Origin of the sequence: Streptomyces sp. NPDC050997 (assembly GCF_040660135.1) — a bacterium.
GTDB lineage: Bacteria > Actinomycetota > Actinomycetes > Streptomycetales > Streptomycetaceae > Streptomyces.
Genome location: NZ_JBFAGK010000036.1, coordinates 32,479 through 46,924, shown reverse-complemented (window position 1 = coordinate 46,924; position 14,446 = coordinate 32,479). Strand labels below are relative to the sequence as shown.

Here is a 14,446-nt window from a genome sequence, read left to right as displayed (position 1 = left end):
GGGTTGTGCACCTCGACACCGGCCGGGGGCGCGATGTCGGCGGCGGTGACCAGACCCGGGCCCTGCTTGCGCAGGTACATCACGACCGGCTCGTCGTGCTCCGAGGAGACGACCAGCTGCTTGATGTTGAGGATCAGGTCGGTGACGTCCTCCTTGACGCCCGGCACGGTGGTGAACTCGTGCAGGACGCCGTCGATGCGGATGCTGGTGACAGCGGCACCGGGGATCGACGACAGGAGGGTACGGCGGAGGGAGTTGCCAAGGGTGTATCCGAAGCCCGGCTCCAGCGGCTCGATCACGAACCGGGAGCGGAATTCGTCGACGACCTCTTCGGTCAACGAGGGGCGCTGAGCGATCAGCATGTGTGGATCAGATCCTTTTTTCGTGGACGCCCGCTATTTGACGCCCGACGGACCCGCACCGGCGAAAGTGCGGGGTACTGCAAGGGTACGGGCGGCACCGCCCCGAAGAGCCGTACCGCCCGCAACCTCAAGACGACCTGGCCTCAGACGCGGCGGCGCTTGGGCGGACGGCAGCCGTTGTGCGGGGTGGGGGTGACGTCCTGGATCGAGCCGACCTCGAGGCCGGTGGCCTGGAGGGAGCGGATCGCGGTCTCACGGCCGGAGCCGGGACCCTTGACGAAGACGTCGACCTTGCGCATGCCGTGCTCCTGCGCGCGGCGGGCGGCCGACTCGGCGGCCATCTGCGCGGCGAAGGGGGTGGACTTGCGCGAGCCCTTGAAGCCGACGTGGCCGGCGGAGGCCCAGGAGATCACGTTGCCCGAGGGGTCCGTGATCGAGACGATGGTGTTGTTGAACGTGCTCTTGATGTGCGCGTGACCGTGAGCGACGTTCTTCTTTTCCTTGCGGCGCACCTTCTTGGCAGCGCCCTGACGACCCTTGGGGGGCATCTATTACTCCTACGGGAGGTGGTCGGTCCTACAGCGAAGACCGCTGGTGAGCGTCCGCTGAGGACTACTTCTTGCCCGGCTTCTTCTTGCCGGCGATGGCGCGACGCGGGCCCTTGCGGGTGCGGGCGTTCGTGCTGGTGCGCTGACCGCGGACGGGCAGACCACGACGGTGACGGAGACCCTGGTAGCAGCCGATCTCGACCTTGCGGCGGATGTCGGCCTGGATCTCGCGACGGAGGTCACCCTCGGTCTTGATGTTGCTGTCGACGTACTCACGAATCGCGACGAGCTGCTCCTCGGAGAGGTCGCGAACGCGGGTGTTCGGGTCGATGCCGGTCTCGGCCAGCGTCAGCTGGGACAGGGTCCGGCCGATGCCGAACACATAGGTGAGGGCGACCTCCACGCGCTTTTCGCGCGGAATGTCAACACCGGAAACGCGTGCCATTCAATGGCTCCAGTTGATCCTCGGAGGTCTTCCACAGAACCGATTCCCAGCCGCCGTACCAGGTACGTACCGGGTCCCCGGCCTCCGAACCGGGGGTGTCAGGCGGACGCTAGCGCCGCCCGGGTCCTGCGTATGAACATGTTCAGCTCGCGTCGCGCGAAATTCTGCGAATCGCAGAGGGTGGGTCGTGCGTCAGCCCTGGCGCTGCTTGTGGCGCGGGTTGTCGCAAATGACCATGACCCGGCCGTGACGGCGGATCACCCTGCACTTGTCGCAGATCTTCTTGACGCTCGGCTTGACCTTCATGGGGTGAGGTTCTCCGGGTCAGTGCCACCACCCCGCCGGAAGCGGGGCAAAGGCAAGATCTACTTGTACCGGTAGACGATCCGGCCACGCGTCAGGTCGTACGGAGACAGCTCCACCACGACCCGGTCGTCAGGGAGGATGCGGATGTAGTGCATACGCATCTTGCCGCTGATGTGTGCCAGGACCTGGTGGCCGTTCTGGAGCTCAACCTTGAACATGGCGTTCGGAAGAGACTCGACGACAGTGCCCTCGATCTCGATGGCACCTTGCTTCTTGGCCACGCTTCGCCCTTCGAATCGACTACCTTGATCGACTCTCTTTGCGTCCCTTACGGGCGCATGCGGACATGCGGGTGCACGAGAGCCGACGAGTCAGTCTACGACAGGGCACCCGGAAAGACGAATCGAGGAAGGATGCCCCAAGAGAGAGATCATTAAGCACACAGGGCACCGCGGCGCCCGATCGCTTGCGCCCTAAGCCAGCGGGTCGGGCGCGGCCGTGATGCCGTACTCGGCGAGCTTCGCTTTACCCCCGTCGGGAGACGTCAGCACCAGCGGGCCGACCTCCGTCAGGGCCACCGAGTGCTCCCAGTGGGACGACCACGTGCCGTCGGTGGTGATGACCGTCCAGTCGTCCTGGAGGACCTCCGTCTTCGGGGTGCCCAGGGAGACCATCGGCTCGATGGCGAGGCAGAAGCCGGGGACCAGCTTGGGGCCCTTGCCGCGGCGGCGGTCGACGTAGTTCAGGAGATGCGGGTCCATGTGCATCTCGGTGCCGATGCCGTGGCCGCCGTAGTCCTCGATGATGCCGTAGCGGCCGCCGCCGGGCTTCGGCTGGCGGCGGATGTACGTCTCGATGGCCCGGGAGACGTCCACGAGCCGGTGGCCCTGCTTCATGGCCGCGATGCCGGCCCACATCGACTCCTCGGTCACCCGGGAGAGCTCGACCACTTCGGGAGCGTGCCCGGAGCCCACGAAGGCCGTGTAGGCCGCGTCACCGTGCCAGCCGTCGATGATCGCGCCGCAGTCGATGGAGATGACGTCGCCGTCCTTGAGGACGACCTCGTCGGACGGGATGCCGTGCACGACGACCTCGTTCACCGAGGTGCAGATGGTCGCCGGGAATCCGCCGTAGCCCAGGAAGTTCGGCTTCGCGTTGTGCTCCGCGAGGACCTTGCGCGCGACCTGGTCCAGATCCCTGGTCGTGGCCCCGGGCACCGCGGCCTCACGCGTCGCCGCATGGATGGCTGCGACGACCAACCCCGCCTCACGCATCTTGGCGATCTGCTCGGGGGACTTGATCTGCACCATGGCGGCGGGAGCCTTTCTCGGATCGGGAGAGGACGGGTGTCGTCAACGATACGTGCACCCACGCAGCAGCCGCGGCCCCTCCAGAGGGAACCGCGGCTGCGACGACGTACGAAGGACGACTGCGAAGAACGACTGCGAAGAGCGACCAGGTGGAACGGCTGTGCGGAACGCTGTCAGGACGGGCTACGCGGCGTGGTCCTCGCGCTTGAGCGCCTCCATGGCACGCCCGGTGACGTCCTCCACCTTGCCGAGCGCCGAGATCGTGACCACCAGGCCCTGCGCCTTGTAGTAGTCGATGATCGGCTCGGTCTGCGTGTGGTAGACCTCCAGTCGCTTGCGGACGGTCTCCTCGGAGTCGTCGTCGCGCTGGTACAGCTCCCCGCCGCAGATGTCGCAGACACCGTCCTGCTTCGGCGCCTTGTACGACACATGGAAGACGTGCGCGGAGTCGTTGCGGCAGATGCGCCGACCGGCGATCCGCTTGACGACCTCCTCCTCGGGGACCTCGAGGTCCAGCACCGCGTCCAGCTTCATGCCCTCGGACTGCAGCATCTCGTCCAGCGCCTCGGCCTGCGACACGTTGCGCGGGAAGCCGTCCAGCAGGAACCCGTTCTCCGCGTCGGGCTGCTCCATGCGGTCCTTGGCCATCCCGATGGTGACCTCGTCCGGGACCAGGTTGCCCGCGTCCATGTAGGACTTCGCCAGTTTGCCGAGTTCCGTCTGCTTGCTGATGTTGGCCCGGAAGAGGTCGCCCGTGGAGATGTGCGGGATCGACAGGTTCTGGGCTAGGAACGCGGCCTGCGTTCCCTTACCGGCACCCGGCGGCCCGACGAGGACGATACGCATCAGCGGAGGAACCCTTCGTAATTGCGCTGCTGGAGCTGGCTCTCGATTTGCTTCACCGTCTCGAGACCGACACCCACGATGATCAGGATGCTCGTCCCACCGAACGGGAAGTTCTGGCTCGCATTGAAACCAACCAACGCCATCGTCGGTACGAGAGCGATCAGACCCAGATACAGCGAACCCGGCCAGGTGATCCGGTTGAGCACGTACGACAGGTACTCAGCGGTCGGTCGGCCAGCCCGGATGCCCGGGATGAAGCCACCATACTTCTTCATGTTGTCGGCGACTTCTTCGGGGTTGAAGGAGATCGCCACGTAGAAGAACGCGAAGAAAACGATCAGCAGGAAGTACGAAATGATGTAGTAGGGGTGGTTTCCCTTGACGAGGTGACCCTCGATCCAGGTCTTCCAACCCGACGTACCACTCGAGAACTGCGCGACCAGAGCCGGGATGTAGAGCAGCGACGACGCGAAGATCACGGGGATCACGCCCGCCTGGTTCACCTTCAGCGGGATGTACGTCGACGTACCGCCGTAGGAACGGCGGCCGATCATCCGCTTCGCGTACTGCACCGGGATGCGGCGCTGGGCCTGCTCGACGAAGACCACCAGGCCGACCATGACCAGGCCGACGAGGATGACCGTGGCGAACTCGATCCAGCCGTCGGCCAGGGTGCCCTGCTTCTTGATGGCCCACAGCGCGGACGGGAAGGTCGCGGCGATCGAGATGAACATCAGGATCGACATGCCGTTGCCGATGCCGCGGTCGGTGATGAGCTCGCCGAGCCACATGACCACGGCCGTACCGGCGGTCATGCAGATGACCATCACGATGGTGGTGAAGATCGCGCGGTCCGGGACGATCGAGCTGGCGACCTGGCAGCCGCTGAACAGCGCACCGCTGCGCGCGGTGGCGACGAGACCGGTGCCCTGCAGGATGGCGAGCGCCACCGTCAGGTACCGCGTGTACTGCGTGATCTTCGTGGTGCCGGCCTGCCCCTCCTTCTTCAGGGCTTCCAGACGCGGGATCACGACGGTCAGCAGCTGCAGGATGATACTCGCGGTGATGTACGGCATGATGCCCAGCGCGAAGATGGTGATCTGGAGCAGGGCACCACCGCTGAACATGTTCACCAGACCGAACAGGCCCTGGTTGCCGGACGCCTCGTCCACACACTGCTGGACGGCCGTGTAGTCGACGCCCGGGATCGGAACGTGGGTACCGACTCGGTAGACCACGATGATGGCGAGCGTGAAGAGCAGCTTCTTGCGCAGGTCGGGCGTCTTGAACGCCCGGGCGAACGCGGTGAGCACGGTTCCTCCTGCGACCCCCGCGCCGCGCGCGGCAGGGACTAGTCGTATAAACAGGGCCCAGTGGGCCGAACGATGTTTTCTACCACCTCGACACCGAACGGCATACCTCGCGCGGGCACAGGTGGACCTCACGGACTCTAACAGCGCCTGCGCAGCCAGGTGAAGCTTGCCTGACAGGCGGCAGGTCAAGGCTCGGTCAGGGACGGGGCGGTGAAGATCTCCGTCGTCACCCGGTGCCGGTCAAATCACGTTGACATCTGCGAAGCGACCAGCGAGGAATAAAGGGGAAAACGGGGAGTTTTCCTTGCATTGTTGCCGGTCTCCGACGGATGAAGCGCCGGGCACCGGCTCTTTTCGGCCGTTCTCCACAAGCCGTTCTCCACAAGCCGCCTCCGCGAGCCGATTTCCGCGGACCTTTATCACACGGCGCTCGCGGCCGATCGTACGTACGGCAAAGGCCGGGCAGCTCCCCCACGGGAGAACTGCCCGGCCTCTGTGCGTGTGCGGCGGGGCCGCCCGGGCTCAGATGAGCTCGGTGACCGTACCGCCGGCGGCGGTGATCTTCTCCTTGGCGGAGCCGGAGACGGCGTCGACCGTCACCTGCAGCGCCACGGAGATCTCGCCCTGGCCGAGGACCTTGACGAGGCTGTTCTTGCGAACGGCACCCTTGGTCACGAGACCCTCGACGGTGACCTCGCCACCCTCGGGGTACAGCTCGCCCAGCTTGTCGAGGTTCACGACCTGGTACTCGGTCTTGAACGGGTTCTTGAAGCCCTTGAGTTTCGGGAGACGCATGTGGAGGGGCATCTGCCCACCCTCGAAGCGTGCCGGAACCTGGTAACGGGCCTTCGTGCCCTTGGTACCACGACCAGCCGTCTTACCCTTCGACGCCTCACCACGACCCACACGGGTCCTGGCGGTCTTGGCGCCCGGGGCGGGACGGAGGTTGTGGATCTTGAGCGGGTTGTTCTCCGCCATGATCAGTCGACCTCCTCGACCGTCACGAGGTGGCGGACGGTGTGCACCATGCCGCGGAACTCGGGACGATCCTCCTTGACGACCTGCGTGTTGATGCCCTTGAGACCAAGGGAGCGCAGGGTGTCACGGTGGTTCTGCTTGCTGCCGATGTACGACTTCTTCTGCGTGATCTTGAGCTGTGCCATTACGCAGCACCAGCCCCGGCACGTGCACGCAGCAGAGCCGCGGGAGCGACGTCCTCGAGCGGCAGGCCACGGCGGGCCGCGACCTCCTCGGGACGCTGCAGGCCCTTCAAGGCCGCCACGGTCGCGTGCACGATGTTGATCGCGTTCGACGAGCCGAGCGACTTCGACAGGATGTCGTGGATACCGGCGCACTCGAGCACGGCACGCACCGGGCCACCGGCGATAACGCCGGTACCGGGGGACGCGGGCTTGAGCAGTACGACGCCGGCAGCCTTCTCACCCGTGATCGGGTGCGGGATGGTGCCCTGGATACGGGGGACCTTGAAGAAGTGCTTCTTGGCCTCCTCAACACCCTTGGCGATGGCGGCCGGCACCTCCTTGGCCTTGCCGTAACCGACACCCACGGTGCCGTCACCATCGCCCACCACGACCAGCGCGGTGAAGCTGAAGCGACGACCACCCTTCACAACCTTGGCGACGCGGTTGATCGCGACAACGCGCTCAACGTACGCGGTCTTCTCGGCGGCAGATGCGCCGTCACGGCCCTTCCGGTCCCGCCGCTCGCCGCCACCGGCACCGCTTCCACGGCGCTGGGGTCCAGCCATTGGATTACCTCTCTCTTTCCGCTAGCTACGGAAGCGGCTCAGAACTTGAGCCCGGCTTCGCGGGCGGCGTCCGCCAGGGCGGCGATGCGCCCGGCGTACTGGTTGCCACCACGGTCGAATACGACAGCCTCGACACCAGCGGCCTTGGCGCGCTCGGCGACCAGGGCGCCGACCTGCTTGGCCTGGGCCGACTTGTCGCCCTCGGCACCGCGGATCGAGGTGTCCAGGGTGGACGCCGACGCCAGGGTGTGACCCTTGATGTCGTCGATCACCTGGGCCACGATGTGGCGGTTCGAGCGGGTCACGACCAGACGAGGACGCTCCGCCGTACCGTTGATCGACTTGCGGATCCGGATGTGGCGGCGCTTGATCGCGGCGCGCTTGTAGGCGTCGCCCTTGAGGATCTTCTGTCCGTATGCCATGGCTTACTTACCCGCCTTTCCGACCTTGCGGCGGATGACTTCGCCCTCGTACTTGACGCCCTTGGCCTTGTACGGGTCGGGCTTGCGCAGCTTGCGGATGTTGGCCGCAACCTCGCCGACCTTCTGCTTGTCGATTCCCTCGACCGAGAAGTGCGTCGGGTTCTCGACCTTGAACGAGATGCCCTCGGGCGCCTCGACGGTGATCGAGTGGCTGTAGCCGAGCGCGAACTCGAGGTTCGATCCCTTGGCCGCAACGCGGTAACCGACACCGCTGATCTCGAGCTTCTTCACGTAACCCTCGGTCACGCCGGTGATCATGTTCGCCACCAGCGTGCGGGACAGGCCGTGCAGGGCCTTGTTCTGACGCTCGTCGTTGGGGCGGGTGACGCTGAGCACGCCGTCCTCACCCTTGGCGATGTCGATCGGCGCGGCAACGGTGTGGCTCAAAGAACCCTTGGGGCCCTTGACCGAAACCGTACGGCCGTCGATGGTGACGTCCACGCCGGCGGGAACCGTGATGGGGAGCTTGCCAATGCGCGACATAGCTGTTTCCTCCGTTCCCTTCCGCTACCAGACGTAGGCGAGAACTTCTCCGCCTACGCCCTTCTTGCCGGCCTGCTTGTCGGTGAGGAGACCGTGCGACGTGGAGATGATCGCCACGCCGAGGCCACCCAGCACCTTGGGCAGGGAGGTGGACTTCGCGTACACCCGGAGACCGGGCTTGGAGATGCGCTTGATCCCCGCGATGGAGCGCTCACGGTTGGGGCCGAACTTCAGCTCCAGGACGAGGTTCTTGCCGACTTCGGCGTCCTCGACCTTCCAGCCCGTGATGAAGCCCTCCTGCTGGAGGATCTCCGCGATGTGAGACTTGATCTTCGATGCCGGCATCGTCACAGAGTCGTGGTATGCCGAGTTCGCGTTCCGCAGACGCGTAAGCATGTCTGCGATCGGATCAGTCATGGTCATGAATTGGCCTTCGGCCTCTCTCGCCGGGGTTTCCTGGTGCGCCATCCCTCTCCCCGATCCGAGACGGGACGGGTGCGGCGCGGTGGACCTACGGCGTAGTAAGTCGTATGGGCGTCCAAGCGCCCAACCCTCCTAGCCTAAGCCATGAAGGGGTGGGCACCTGACACCGCCCTTTACTTACCGAGAGCCTCTGGAATCCCGAAGTAGGGGATTACCAGGAGCTCTTGGTCACGCCCGGCAGCTCGCCACGGTGAGCCATCTCACGAAGGCACACGCGGCACAGGCCGAACTTGCGGTACACGGAGTGCGGACGGCCGCAGCGCTGGCAGCGCGTGTAGCCACGTACTCCGAACTTGGGCTTACGAGCAGCCTTGGCAATCAGAGCCTTCTTCGCCATCTCGCTCACGCCTCCTTGAAGGGGAAGCCGAGGTGACGAAGGAGCGCGCGGCCCTCAGCGTCGTTGGTCGCCGTGGTCACCACGGTGATGTCCATACCCCGGGTGCGGTCGATCTTGTCCTGGTCGATCTCGTGGAACATGACCTGCTCGGTGAGACCGAAGGTGTAGTTGCCACGGCCGTCGAACTGCTTGGGAGACAGGCCGCGGAAGTCGCGGATGCGCGGAAGCGCGAGCGACAGGGTGCGGTCCAGGAACTCCCACATGCGGTCGCCACGGAGCGTGACGTGCGCACCGATCGGCTGGCCCTCACGCAGCTTGAACTGCGCGATGGACTTACGGGCCTTGGTGACCGCCGGCTTCTGACCGGTGATCGTGGTGAGGTCGCGAATCGCGCCGTCGATCAGCTTGGAGTCGCGGGCGGCGTCGCCCACACCCATGTTGACCACGATCTTGACGAGACCGGGGATCTGCATGACGTTCTCGTACTTGAACTCGTCACGCAGCTTGCCCGCGATCTCCTCGCGGTACTTCGTCTTCAGACGCGGAGTGGTGGTGGTCGTCATCAGATGTCCTCACCCGTCCGCTTGGCAACGCGGATCTTGTTGCCTTCGTCGTCGAAGCGGTAACCGACGCGGGTCACTACCTTGTTGCCGTCCTTCTCCACGATGAGCTGAACGTTGCTCACGTGAACAGGGGCCTCGGTCGTGACAATGCCGCCGGCCTGAGAACCCTTGGCAGTCGGACCGGCCTTGGTGTGCTTCTTGACCCGGTTGACACCCTCGACCAGGACCCGGTCCTCGCGGGGGAAGGCCGCGATGACCTTGCCCTGCTTGCCCTTGTCCTTACCGGTGATGACCTGGACCAGGTCGCCCTTCTTGATCTTCATGCTTACAGCACCTCCGGCGCGAGCGAGATGATCTTCATGAACTTCTTCTCGCGCAGCTCCCGGCCCACCGGGCCGAAGATACGGGTGCCACGAGGGTCGCCGTCGTTCTTCAGAATGACGGCGGCGTTCTCGTCGAAGCGGATGTACGAGCCGTCCGGACGGCGGCGCTCCTTGACAGTGCGAACGATGACCGCCTTGATGACGTCACCCTTCTTCACGTTGCCGCCGGGGATCGCGTCCTTGACGGTGGCGACGATGACGTCACCGATGCCCGCGTAGCGGCGACCGGAGCCACCGAGCACACGGATGCAAAGGATCTCCTTCGCACCAGTGTTGTCGGCGACACGAAGTCGCGACTCCTGCTGGATCACGTCTATCTCCTGATTGTCTGCCGGTTCCCCGGGAGCCGCTCAGGGAGCGGCTCCCGGAGCCTGGCGGAACTGTCCTGCGGGTTTGCCCGCAGGAGATTTACTTGGCCTTCTCGAGGATCTCTACGACGCGCCAGCGCTTCGTCGCGGACAGCGGCCGGGTCTCCATGAGGAGGACACGGTCGCCGACACCCGCGGCGTTCTGCTCGTCGTGCGCCTTGAGCTTGTTCGTACGGCGGATGACCTTGCCGTACAGCGCGTGCTTGACGCGGTCCTCGACGGCGACGACGACAGTCTTGTCCATCTTGTCGCCGACGACGAGACCCTCGCGGGTCTTGCGGAAGCCTCGGGCCCCTGCAGTCTGCTCAGTCACGTTGCTCTCACTCATCAGGCGCTCTCCACCGTCTCGATGCCCAGCTCGCGCTCACGCATCAGGGTGTAGATCCGCGCGATGTCCTTACGGACGGCCTTGAGCCGACCGTGGTTCTCGAGCTGGCCCGTCGCCGCCTGGAAGCGGAGGTTGAACAGCTCTTCCTTGGCTTCGCGAAGCTTCGCAAGAAGCTCCTCGTCACCCAGTTCGCGCAGCTCGGACGCCTTGGTACCGGCCGACATCACGCTTCACCTGCCTCGCGCTTGACGATCCGGCACTTCATCGGCAGCTTGTGAGCGGCGCGAGTGAGGGCCTCACGGGCGATCTTCTCGTTGGGGTAGGACAGCTCGAACATGACCCGACCCGGGTGCACGTTCGCGATCCACCATTCCGGCGAACCCTTACCGGAACCCATGCGGGTCTCGGCAGGCTTCTTGGTCAGGGGACGGTCCGGGTAGATGTTGATCCAGACCTTGCCGCCACGCTTGATGTGGCGGGTCATCGCGATACGGGCCGCCTCGATCTGGCGGTTGGTCACGTACGCCGGCGTGAGGGCCTGAATGCCGTACTCGCCGAACGCGACCGTCGTACCACCCTTGGCCTGACCGCGGCGCTTCGGGTGGTGCTGCTTGCGGTGCTTGACCCTACGGGGGATCAGCATGTCGGTCAGGCCTCCGTTCCGGTGCTCTCAGCCGGAGCGGCAGCCGGAGCCTCGGCCTTGGGGGCCTCGGCAGCGGGAGCCTGCTGCGGCTTGCGACCGCGACCGCCGCGCTCGCCACCACGGCCGCCACGGGCCGGGCGGTCGGCGCCGCCGCCACCACGGGCCGGGCGGTTGCCGGCGCGGGCAGCGGCGTTCTCGGCGCGGACCTCGGCGATGTTCTTGACATCGCCCTTGTAGATCCAGACCTTCACGCCGATGCGGCCGAAGGTCGTCTTGGCCTCGAAGAAGCCGTAGTCCACGTTCGCGCGGAGCGTGTGCAGGGGCACACGGCCCTCGCGGTAGAACTCCGAGCGGGACATCTCGGCGCCGCCGAGGCGGCCACCGCACTGGATCTTGATGCCCTTGGCGCCGGCCTTCATCGTGCCCTGCATGCTCTTACGCATGGCGCGACGGAAGGAGACGCGGGAGGAGAGCTGCTCGGCGACGGCCTGGGCAACCAGCTGAGCGTCCGTCTCGGGGCTCTTGACCTCGAGGATGTTCAGCTGGACCTGCTTGCCCGTGAGCTTCTCGAGGTCACCGCGGATGCGGTCGGCCTCGGCGCCACGGCGGCCGATGACGATGCCCGGACGGGCCGTGTGGATGTCCACACGGACGCGGTCACGAGTGCGCTCGATCTCCACCTTCGAGATGCCGGCGCGCTCCATGCCGGACGTCATCATCCGACGGATGGCGACGTCTTCCTTGACGTAGTCCTTGTACAGCTTGTCGGCGTACCAACGCGACTTGAAGTCGGTGGTGATGCCGAGCCGGAACCCGTGCGGGTTTACCTTCTGGCCCATTACCGGGTTCCTTCCTTGCTGCTGACGACCACAGTGATGTGGCTGGTCCGCTTGCGGATCCGGTAGGCACGGCCCTGGGCACGCGGACGGAACCGCTTCAGGGTCGGACCCTCGTCGACGTACGCCTCAGAGATGACGAGGCTGTCGGCGTCGGTGTGGTCGTAGTTGTGTGCGGCGTTGGCAATGGCGCTGTCAAGCACCTTGCCAACCGGCACGCTCGCGGCCTGCGGGGCGAAACGCAGGACCGCCTGAGCCTCCGTGGCGTCCATGCCACGGATAAGGTCCACCACGCGGCGGGCCTTCATGGGCGTGACGCGGATGTACCGCGCCTGGGCCCTGGCTTCCATGGTTGTCCTTCCAGTGTCTGTCATGGTCATTCCACCCCGCGTTAGCGGCGCTTCGACTTCCGGTCGTCCTTGACGTGACCCCGGAAGGTGCGCGTCGGCGAGAACTCGCCGAGCTTGTGGCCGACCATCGACTCGGTGACAAACACCGGAATGTGGGTCTTGCCGTTGTGCACCGCGAGCGTGTGGCCGAGCATGGCCGGCACGATCATGGAGCGACGGGACCAGGTCTTGATGACGTTCTTGGAACCGGCTTCGTTCTGGGCGTCCACCTTCTTGATCAGGTGGTCGTCGACGAAGGGCCCCTTCTTGAGACTGCGCGGCATCTAAACCCGCTCCTAGCGCTTCTTGTTCGTCTTGCGGCGGCGGACGATGTACTTGCTCGAAGCCTTCTTCGGCGAACGAGTACGACCCTCCTTCTGACCCCACGGCGAGACCGGGTGGCGACCACCGGAGGTCTTGCCCTCACCACCACCGTGCGGGTGGTCGACCGGGTTCATCGCCACACCGCGAACGGTCGGGCGAACGCCCAGCCAGCGCTTGCGGCCGGCCTTGCCCCAGTTGATGTTGCTCTGCTCGGCGTTGCCGACCTCGCCGACGGTGGCGCGGCAGCGCACGTCGACCAGGCGGATCTCACCGGAAGGCATGCGGAGGTGGGCCATCTGGCCCTCCTTCGCGAGCAGCTGCACGGAGGCACCGGCGGAGCGGGCGAACTTGGCACCGCCACCGGGACGGAGCTCGATCGCGTGGATCGTGGTACCGACCGGGATGTTGCGGAGGGCCAGGTTGTTGCCCGGCTTGATGTCGGCCCCAGGACCGTTCTCCACACGGTCGCCCTGCTGCAGGTTGCGCGGGGCGAGGATGTAGCGCTTCTCGCCGTCGGCGTAGTGCAGCAGCGCGATACGCGCGGTGCGGTTGGGGTCGTACTCGATGTGCGCGACCTTCGCCGGCACGCCGTCCTTGTCGTGACGACGGAAGTCGATCACTCGGTAGGCGCGCTTGTGTCCGCCACCTTGGTGGCGAACGGTCACACGACCGGCGTTGTTACGGCCGCCCTTGCTGTGCAGCGGGCGGACCAGCGACTTCTCCGGCGTGGACCGCGTGACCTCGACGAAGTCGGCGACGCTGGAGCCACGACGGCCCGGCGTAGTCGGCTTGTACTTGCGGATTCCCATTTCTCAGTCCTCGTCCGATATCGGACGATCCGACCCGCTTAAGCGGTCGGACCGCCGAAGATGTCGATACGGTCGCCCTCGGCGAGGGTCACGATCGCGCGCTTGGAGCCCGCGCGCTGACCGAACCCGGTCTTGGTGCGCTTGCGCTTGCCCTGGCGGTTGATCGTGTTGACCCCGGTGACCTTGACCGAGAAGACCGCCTGGACGGCCTGCTTGATCTGGGTCTTGTTGGCGCCGGGCGCGACGATGAAGGTGTACTTGCCCTCGTCGAGCAGCGCGTAGCTCTTCTCCGACACGACCGGCTTCAGCAGGACGTCACGGTGGTCCGTGAAGGCCTTGCTCGCCGGGGTGACGACGGTGTTCTTGCCCTCGGCCTCGTGGCGGCGCGCCTTGGCGACGCGCGCGACCTTCTTGGCCTTGGCGGCCTTCGAGGCGATGCTCGGGTGACGCGTAGCCATCAGGCTTCGCTCCCTTCGGTGTCAGTGGCCTGCGGGCCGGACACGAAGGACTCGAAAGCGGCCTGGGTGAAGACCACGTCGTCGGAGACGATCACGTCGTACGTGTTCAGCTGGCCCGGCTCCAGGATGTGGACCTGGGGCAGGTTGCGGGCGGAGAGCCACGCGGCCTCGTCGGCGCGGTCGATGACCAGGAGCACGTTCTTGCGCTCCGAGATCTTGCCGAACAGCGTCTTGGCGGCCTTCGTGGAGGGGTTCTCGCCCTCGATCACGCCGGTGACGACGTGGATGCGGTCGTGGCGGGCCCGGTCGGTGAGGGCGTGGCGCAGGGCCGCGGCCTTCATCTTCTTCGGGGTCCGCTGCGAGTAGTCACGCGGCTGCGGGCCGTGGACGACGCCACCGCCGGCGAACTGCGGCGCGCGGGTCGAACCCTGGCGCGCGCGGCCGGTGCCCTTCTGACGGTAAGGCTTCTTACCGCCACCACGGACTTCACCGCGACGCTTGGTCTTGTGCGTGCCCTGACGGGCAGCGGCGTTCTGCGCGACGACGACCTGGTGGATCAGCGGGATGCTGATCTTCTCCACGCCGAAGATCTCCGCGGGGAGCTCGACGCTTCCGGTCTTCTCGCCTGCAGGCGAAAGGATGTCAACAGTGCTCATCGGTAC

The 14,446-nt window shown here is 65.8% G+C and carries 26 protein-coding genes and 1 pseudogene; all 27 read right to left on the bottom strand.

What is annotated here, in order from left to right; all coding sequences use genetic code 11:
- Positions 1–362 (bottom strand): annotated as a pseudogene (locus AB0H86_RS42355) (DNA-directed RNA polymerase subunit alpha); the annotation flags it as partial.
- Between the two features lie 143 nt (positions 363–505).
- Positions 506–910: a 30S ribosomal protein S11 gene (gene rpsK / locus AB0H86_RS42350; protein WP_003956432.1), complete on the bottom strand. Its 405-nt coding sequence runs from the start codon at positions 908–910 to the stop codon at positions 506–508.
- Between the two features lie 64 nt (positions 911–974).
- On the bottom strand, positions 975–1,355 hold the full coding sequence (gene rpsM / locus AB0H86_RS42345) for a 30S ribosomal protein S13 (RefSeq protein WP_362155169.1): 381 nt from the start codon (positions 1,353–1,355) through the stop codon (positions 975–977).
- Between the two features lie 192 nt (positions 1,356–1,547).
- Complete coding sequence (gene rpmJ / locus AB0H86_RS42340; protein WP_003974245.1) at positions 1,548–1,661, bottom strand: 50S ribosomal protein L36; 114 nt, start codon at positions 1,659–1,661, stop codon at positions 1,548–1,550.
- Positions 1,662–1,720: 59 nt separating this feature from the next.
- Positions 1,721–1,942, bottom strand: a complete 222-nt coding sequence (infA, locus tag AB0H86_RS42335; protein WP_003948620.1) for a translation initiation factor IF-1 — start codon at positions 1,940–1,942, stop codon at positions 1,721–1,723.
- Positions 1,943–2,134: 192 nt separating this feature from the next.
- Positions 2,135–2,971, bottom strand: a complete 837-nt coding sequence (gene map, locus AB0H86_RS42330) for a type I methionyl aminopeptidase (protein ID WP_362451364.1) — start codon at positions 2,969–2,971, stop codon at positions 2,135–2,137.
- 183 nt (positions 2,972–3,154) lie between these two features.
- Positions 3,155–3,817, bottom strand: coding sequence for an adenylate kinase (locus AB0H86_RS42325; RefSeq protein ID WP_362451362.1), 663 nt, complete (start codon positions 3,815–3,817; stop codon positions 3,155–3,157).
- On the bottom strand, positions 3,817–5,130 hold the full coding sequence (gene secY, locus AB0H86_RS42320; protein ID WP_362451360.1) for a preprotein translocase subunit SecY: 1,314 nt from the start codon (positions 5,128–5,130) through the stop codon (positions 3,817–3,819). The genes AB0H86_RS42325 and secY overlap by 1 nt, the downstream gene beginning before the upstream one ends.
- A 522-nt stretch (positions 5,131–5,652) precedes the next feature.
- Positions 5,653–6,108, bottom strand: coding sequence for a 50S ribosomal protein L15 (gene rplO, locus AB0H86_RS42315; RefSeq protein WP_362451358.1), 456 nt, complete (start codon positions 6,106–6,108; stop codon positions 5,653–5,655).
- 2 nt (positions 6,109–6,110) lie between these two features.
- Positions 6,111–6,293, bottom strand: coding sequence for a 50S ribosomal protein L30 (gene rpmD / locus AB0H86_RS42310; RefSeq protein WP_280886335.1), 183 nt, complete (start codon positions 6,291–6,293; stop codon positions 6,111–6,113).
- Positions 6,293–6,898, bottom strand: a complete 606-nt coding sequence (gene rpsE / locus AB0H86_RS42305; protein ID WP_362451356.1) for a 30S ribosomal protein S5 — start codon at positions 6,896–6,898, stop codon at positions 6,293–6,295. Before rpsE ends, rpmD begins: the two co-directional genes overlap by 1 nt.
- Before the next feature lie 38 nt (positions 6,899–6,936).
- Positions 6,937–7,320: a 50S ribosomal protein L18 gene (rplR, locus tag AB0H86_RS42300; RefSeq protein ID WP_362451353.1), complete on the bottom strand. Its 384-nt coding sequence runs from the start codon at positions 7,318–7,320 to the stop codon at positions 6,937–6,939.
- A gap of 3 nt (positions 7,321–7,323) precedes the next feature.
- Complete coding sequence (rplF, locus tag AB0H86_RS42295; protein WP_362451352.1) at positions 7,324–7,863, bottom strand: 50S ribosomal protein L6; 540 nt, start codon at positions 7,861–7,863, stop codon at positions 7,324–7,326.
- 24 nt (positions 7,864–7,887) lie between these two features.
- Positions 7,888–8,286 (bottom strand): 30S ribosomal protein S8, encoded by a 399-nt coding sequence (gene rpsH, locus AB0H86_RS42290; RefSeq protein ID WP_013001411.1) that lies wholly within the window; start codon positions 8,284–8,286, stop codon positions 7,888–7,890.
- 211 nt (positions 8,287–8,497) lie between these two features.
- Complete coding sequence (locus tag AB0H86_RS42285) at positions 8,498–8,683, bottom strand: type Z 30S ribosomal protein S14 (RefSeq protein WP_003948630.1); 186 nt, start codon at positions 8,681–8,683, stop codon at positions 8,498–8,500.
- Between the two features lie 5 nt (positions 8,684–8,688).
- Positions 8,689–9,246 (bottom strand): 50S ribosomal protein L5, encoded by a 558-nt coding sequence (rplE, locus tag AB0H86_RS42280; protein WP_280886337.1) that lies wholly within the window; start codon positions 9,244–9,246, stop codon positions 8,689–8,691.
- Positions 9,246–9,569 carry a 50S ribosomal protein L24 gene (gene rplX, locus AB0H86_RS42275; RefSeq protein ID WP_362451350.1) on the bottom strand — a complete coding sequence of 108 codons (324 nt, stop codon included), beginning with the start codon at positions 9,567–9,569 and terminating at the stop codon, positions 9,246–9,248. The genes rplE and rplX overlap by 1 nt, the downstream gene beginning before the upstream one ends.
- A 2-nt stretch (positions 9,570–9,571) precedes the next feature.
- Positions 9,572–9,940: a 50S ribosomal protein L14 gene (rplN, locus tag AB0H86_RS42270; protein ID WP_003992364.1), complete on the bottom strand. Its 369-nt coding sequence runs from the start codon at positions 9,938–9,940 to the stop codon at positions 9,572–9,574.
- 97 nt (positions 9,941–10,037) lie between these two features.
- Complete coding sequence (rpsQ, locus tag AB0H86_RS42265; RefSeq protein WP_362451348.1) at positions 10,038–10,325, bottom strand: 30S ribosomal protein S17; 288 nt, start codon at positions 10,323–10,325, stop codon at positions 10,038–10,040.
- Positions 10,325–10,549 carry a 50S ribosomal protein L29 gene (gene rpmC, locus AB0H86_RS42260; RefSeq protein WP_003998824.1) on the bottom strand — a complete coding sequence of 75 codons (225 nt, stop codon included), beginning with the start codon at positions 10,547–10,549 and terminating at the stop codon, positions 10,325–10,327. The genes rpsQ and rpmC overlap by 1 nt, the downstream gene beginning before the upstream one ends.
- The gene (gene rplP, locus AB0H86_RS42255) at positions 10,549–10,968 is read right to left on the bottom strand and encodes a 50S ribosomal protein L16 (RefSeq protein ID WP_004927269.1); all 420 of its coding nucleotides are present in this window, start codon (positions 10,966–10,968) and stop codon (positions 10,549–10,551) included. Before rplP ends, rpmC begins: the two co-directional genes overlap by 1 nt.
- A 5-nt stretch (positions 10,969–10,973) precedes the next feature.
- Positions 10,974–11,807, bottom strand: a complete 834-nt coding sequence (gene rpsC / locus AB0H86_RS42250) for a 30S ribosomal protein S3 (protein ID WP_362451346.1) — start codon at positions 11,805–11,807, stop codon at positions 10,974–10,976.
- Complete coding sequence (rplV, locus tag AB0H86_RS42245) at positions 11,807–12,154, bottom strand: 50S ribosomal protein L22 (RefSeq protein ID WP_030619142.1); 348 nt, start codon at positions 12,152–12,154, stop codon at positions 11,807–11,809. The genes rpsC and rplV overlap by 1 nt, the downstream gene beginning before the upstream one ends.
- Before the next feature lie 41 nt (positions 12,155–12,195).
- A complete protein-coding gene (rpsS, locus tag AB0H86_RS42240) occupies positions 12,196–12,477 on the bottom strand; it encodes a 30S ribosomal protein S19 (protein ID WP_057607913.1) in 282 nt (93 codons plus the stop codon).
- Between the two features lie 12 nt (positions 12,478–12,489).
- Positions 12,490–13,326: a 50S ribosomal protein L2 gene (gene rplB, locus AB0H86_RS42235; protein ID WP_362451344.1), complete on the bottom strand. Its 837-nt coding sequence runs from the start codon at positions 13,324–13,326 to the stop codon at positions 12,490–12,492.
- A 38-nt stretch (positions 13,327–13,364) separates the two neighbouring features.
- Positions 13,365–13,784: a 50S ribosomal protein L23 gene (rplW, locus tag AB0H86_RS42230; protein ID WP_362451342.1), complete on the bottom strand. Its 420-nt coding sequence runs from the start codon at positions 13,782–13,784 to the stop codon at positions 13,365–13,367.
- Positions 13,784–14,440 (bottom strand): 50S ribosomal protein L4, encoded by a 657-nt coding sequence (gene rplD / locus AB0H86_RS42225; RefSeq protein ID WP_362451340.1) that lies wholly within the window; start codon positions 14,438–14,440, stop codon positions 13,784–13,786. The genes rplW and rplD overlap by 1 nt, the downstream gene beginning before the upstream one ends.
- Between the last annotated feature and the right edge of the window lie 6 nt (positions 14,441–14,446).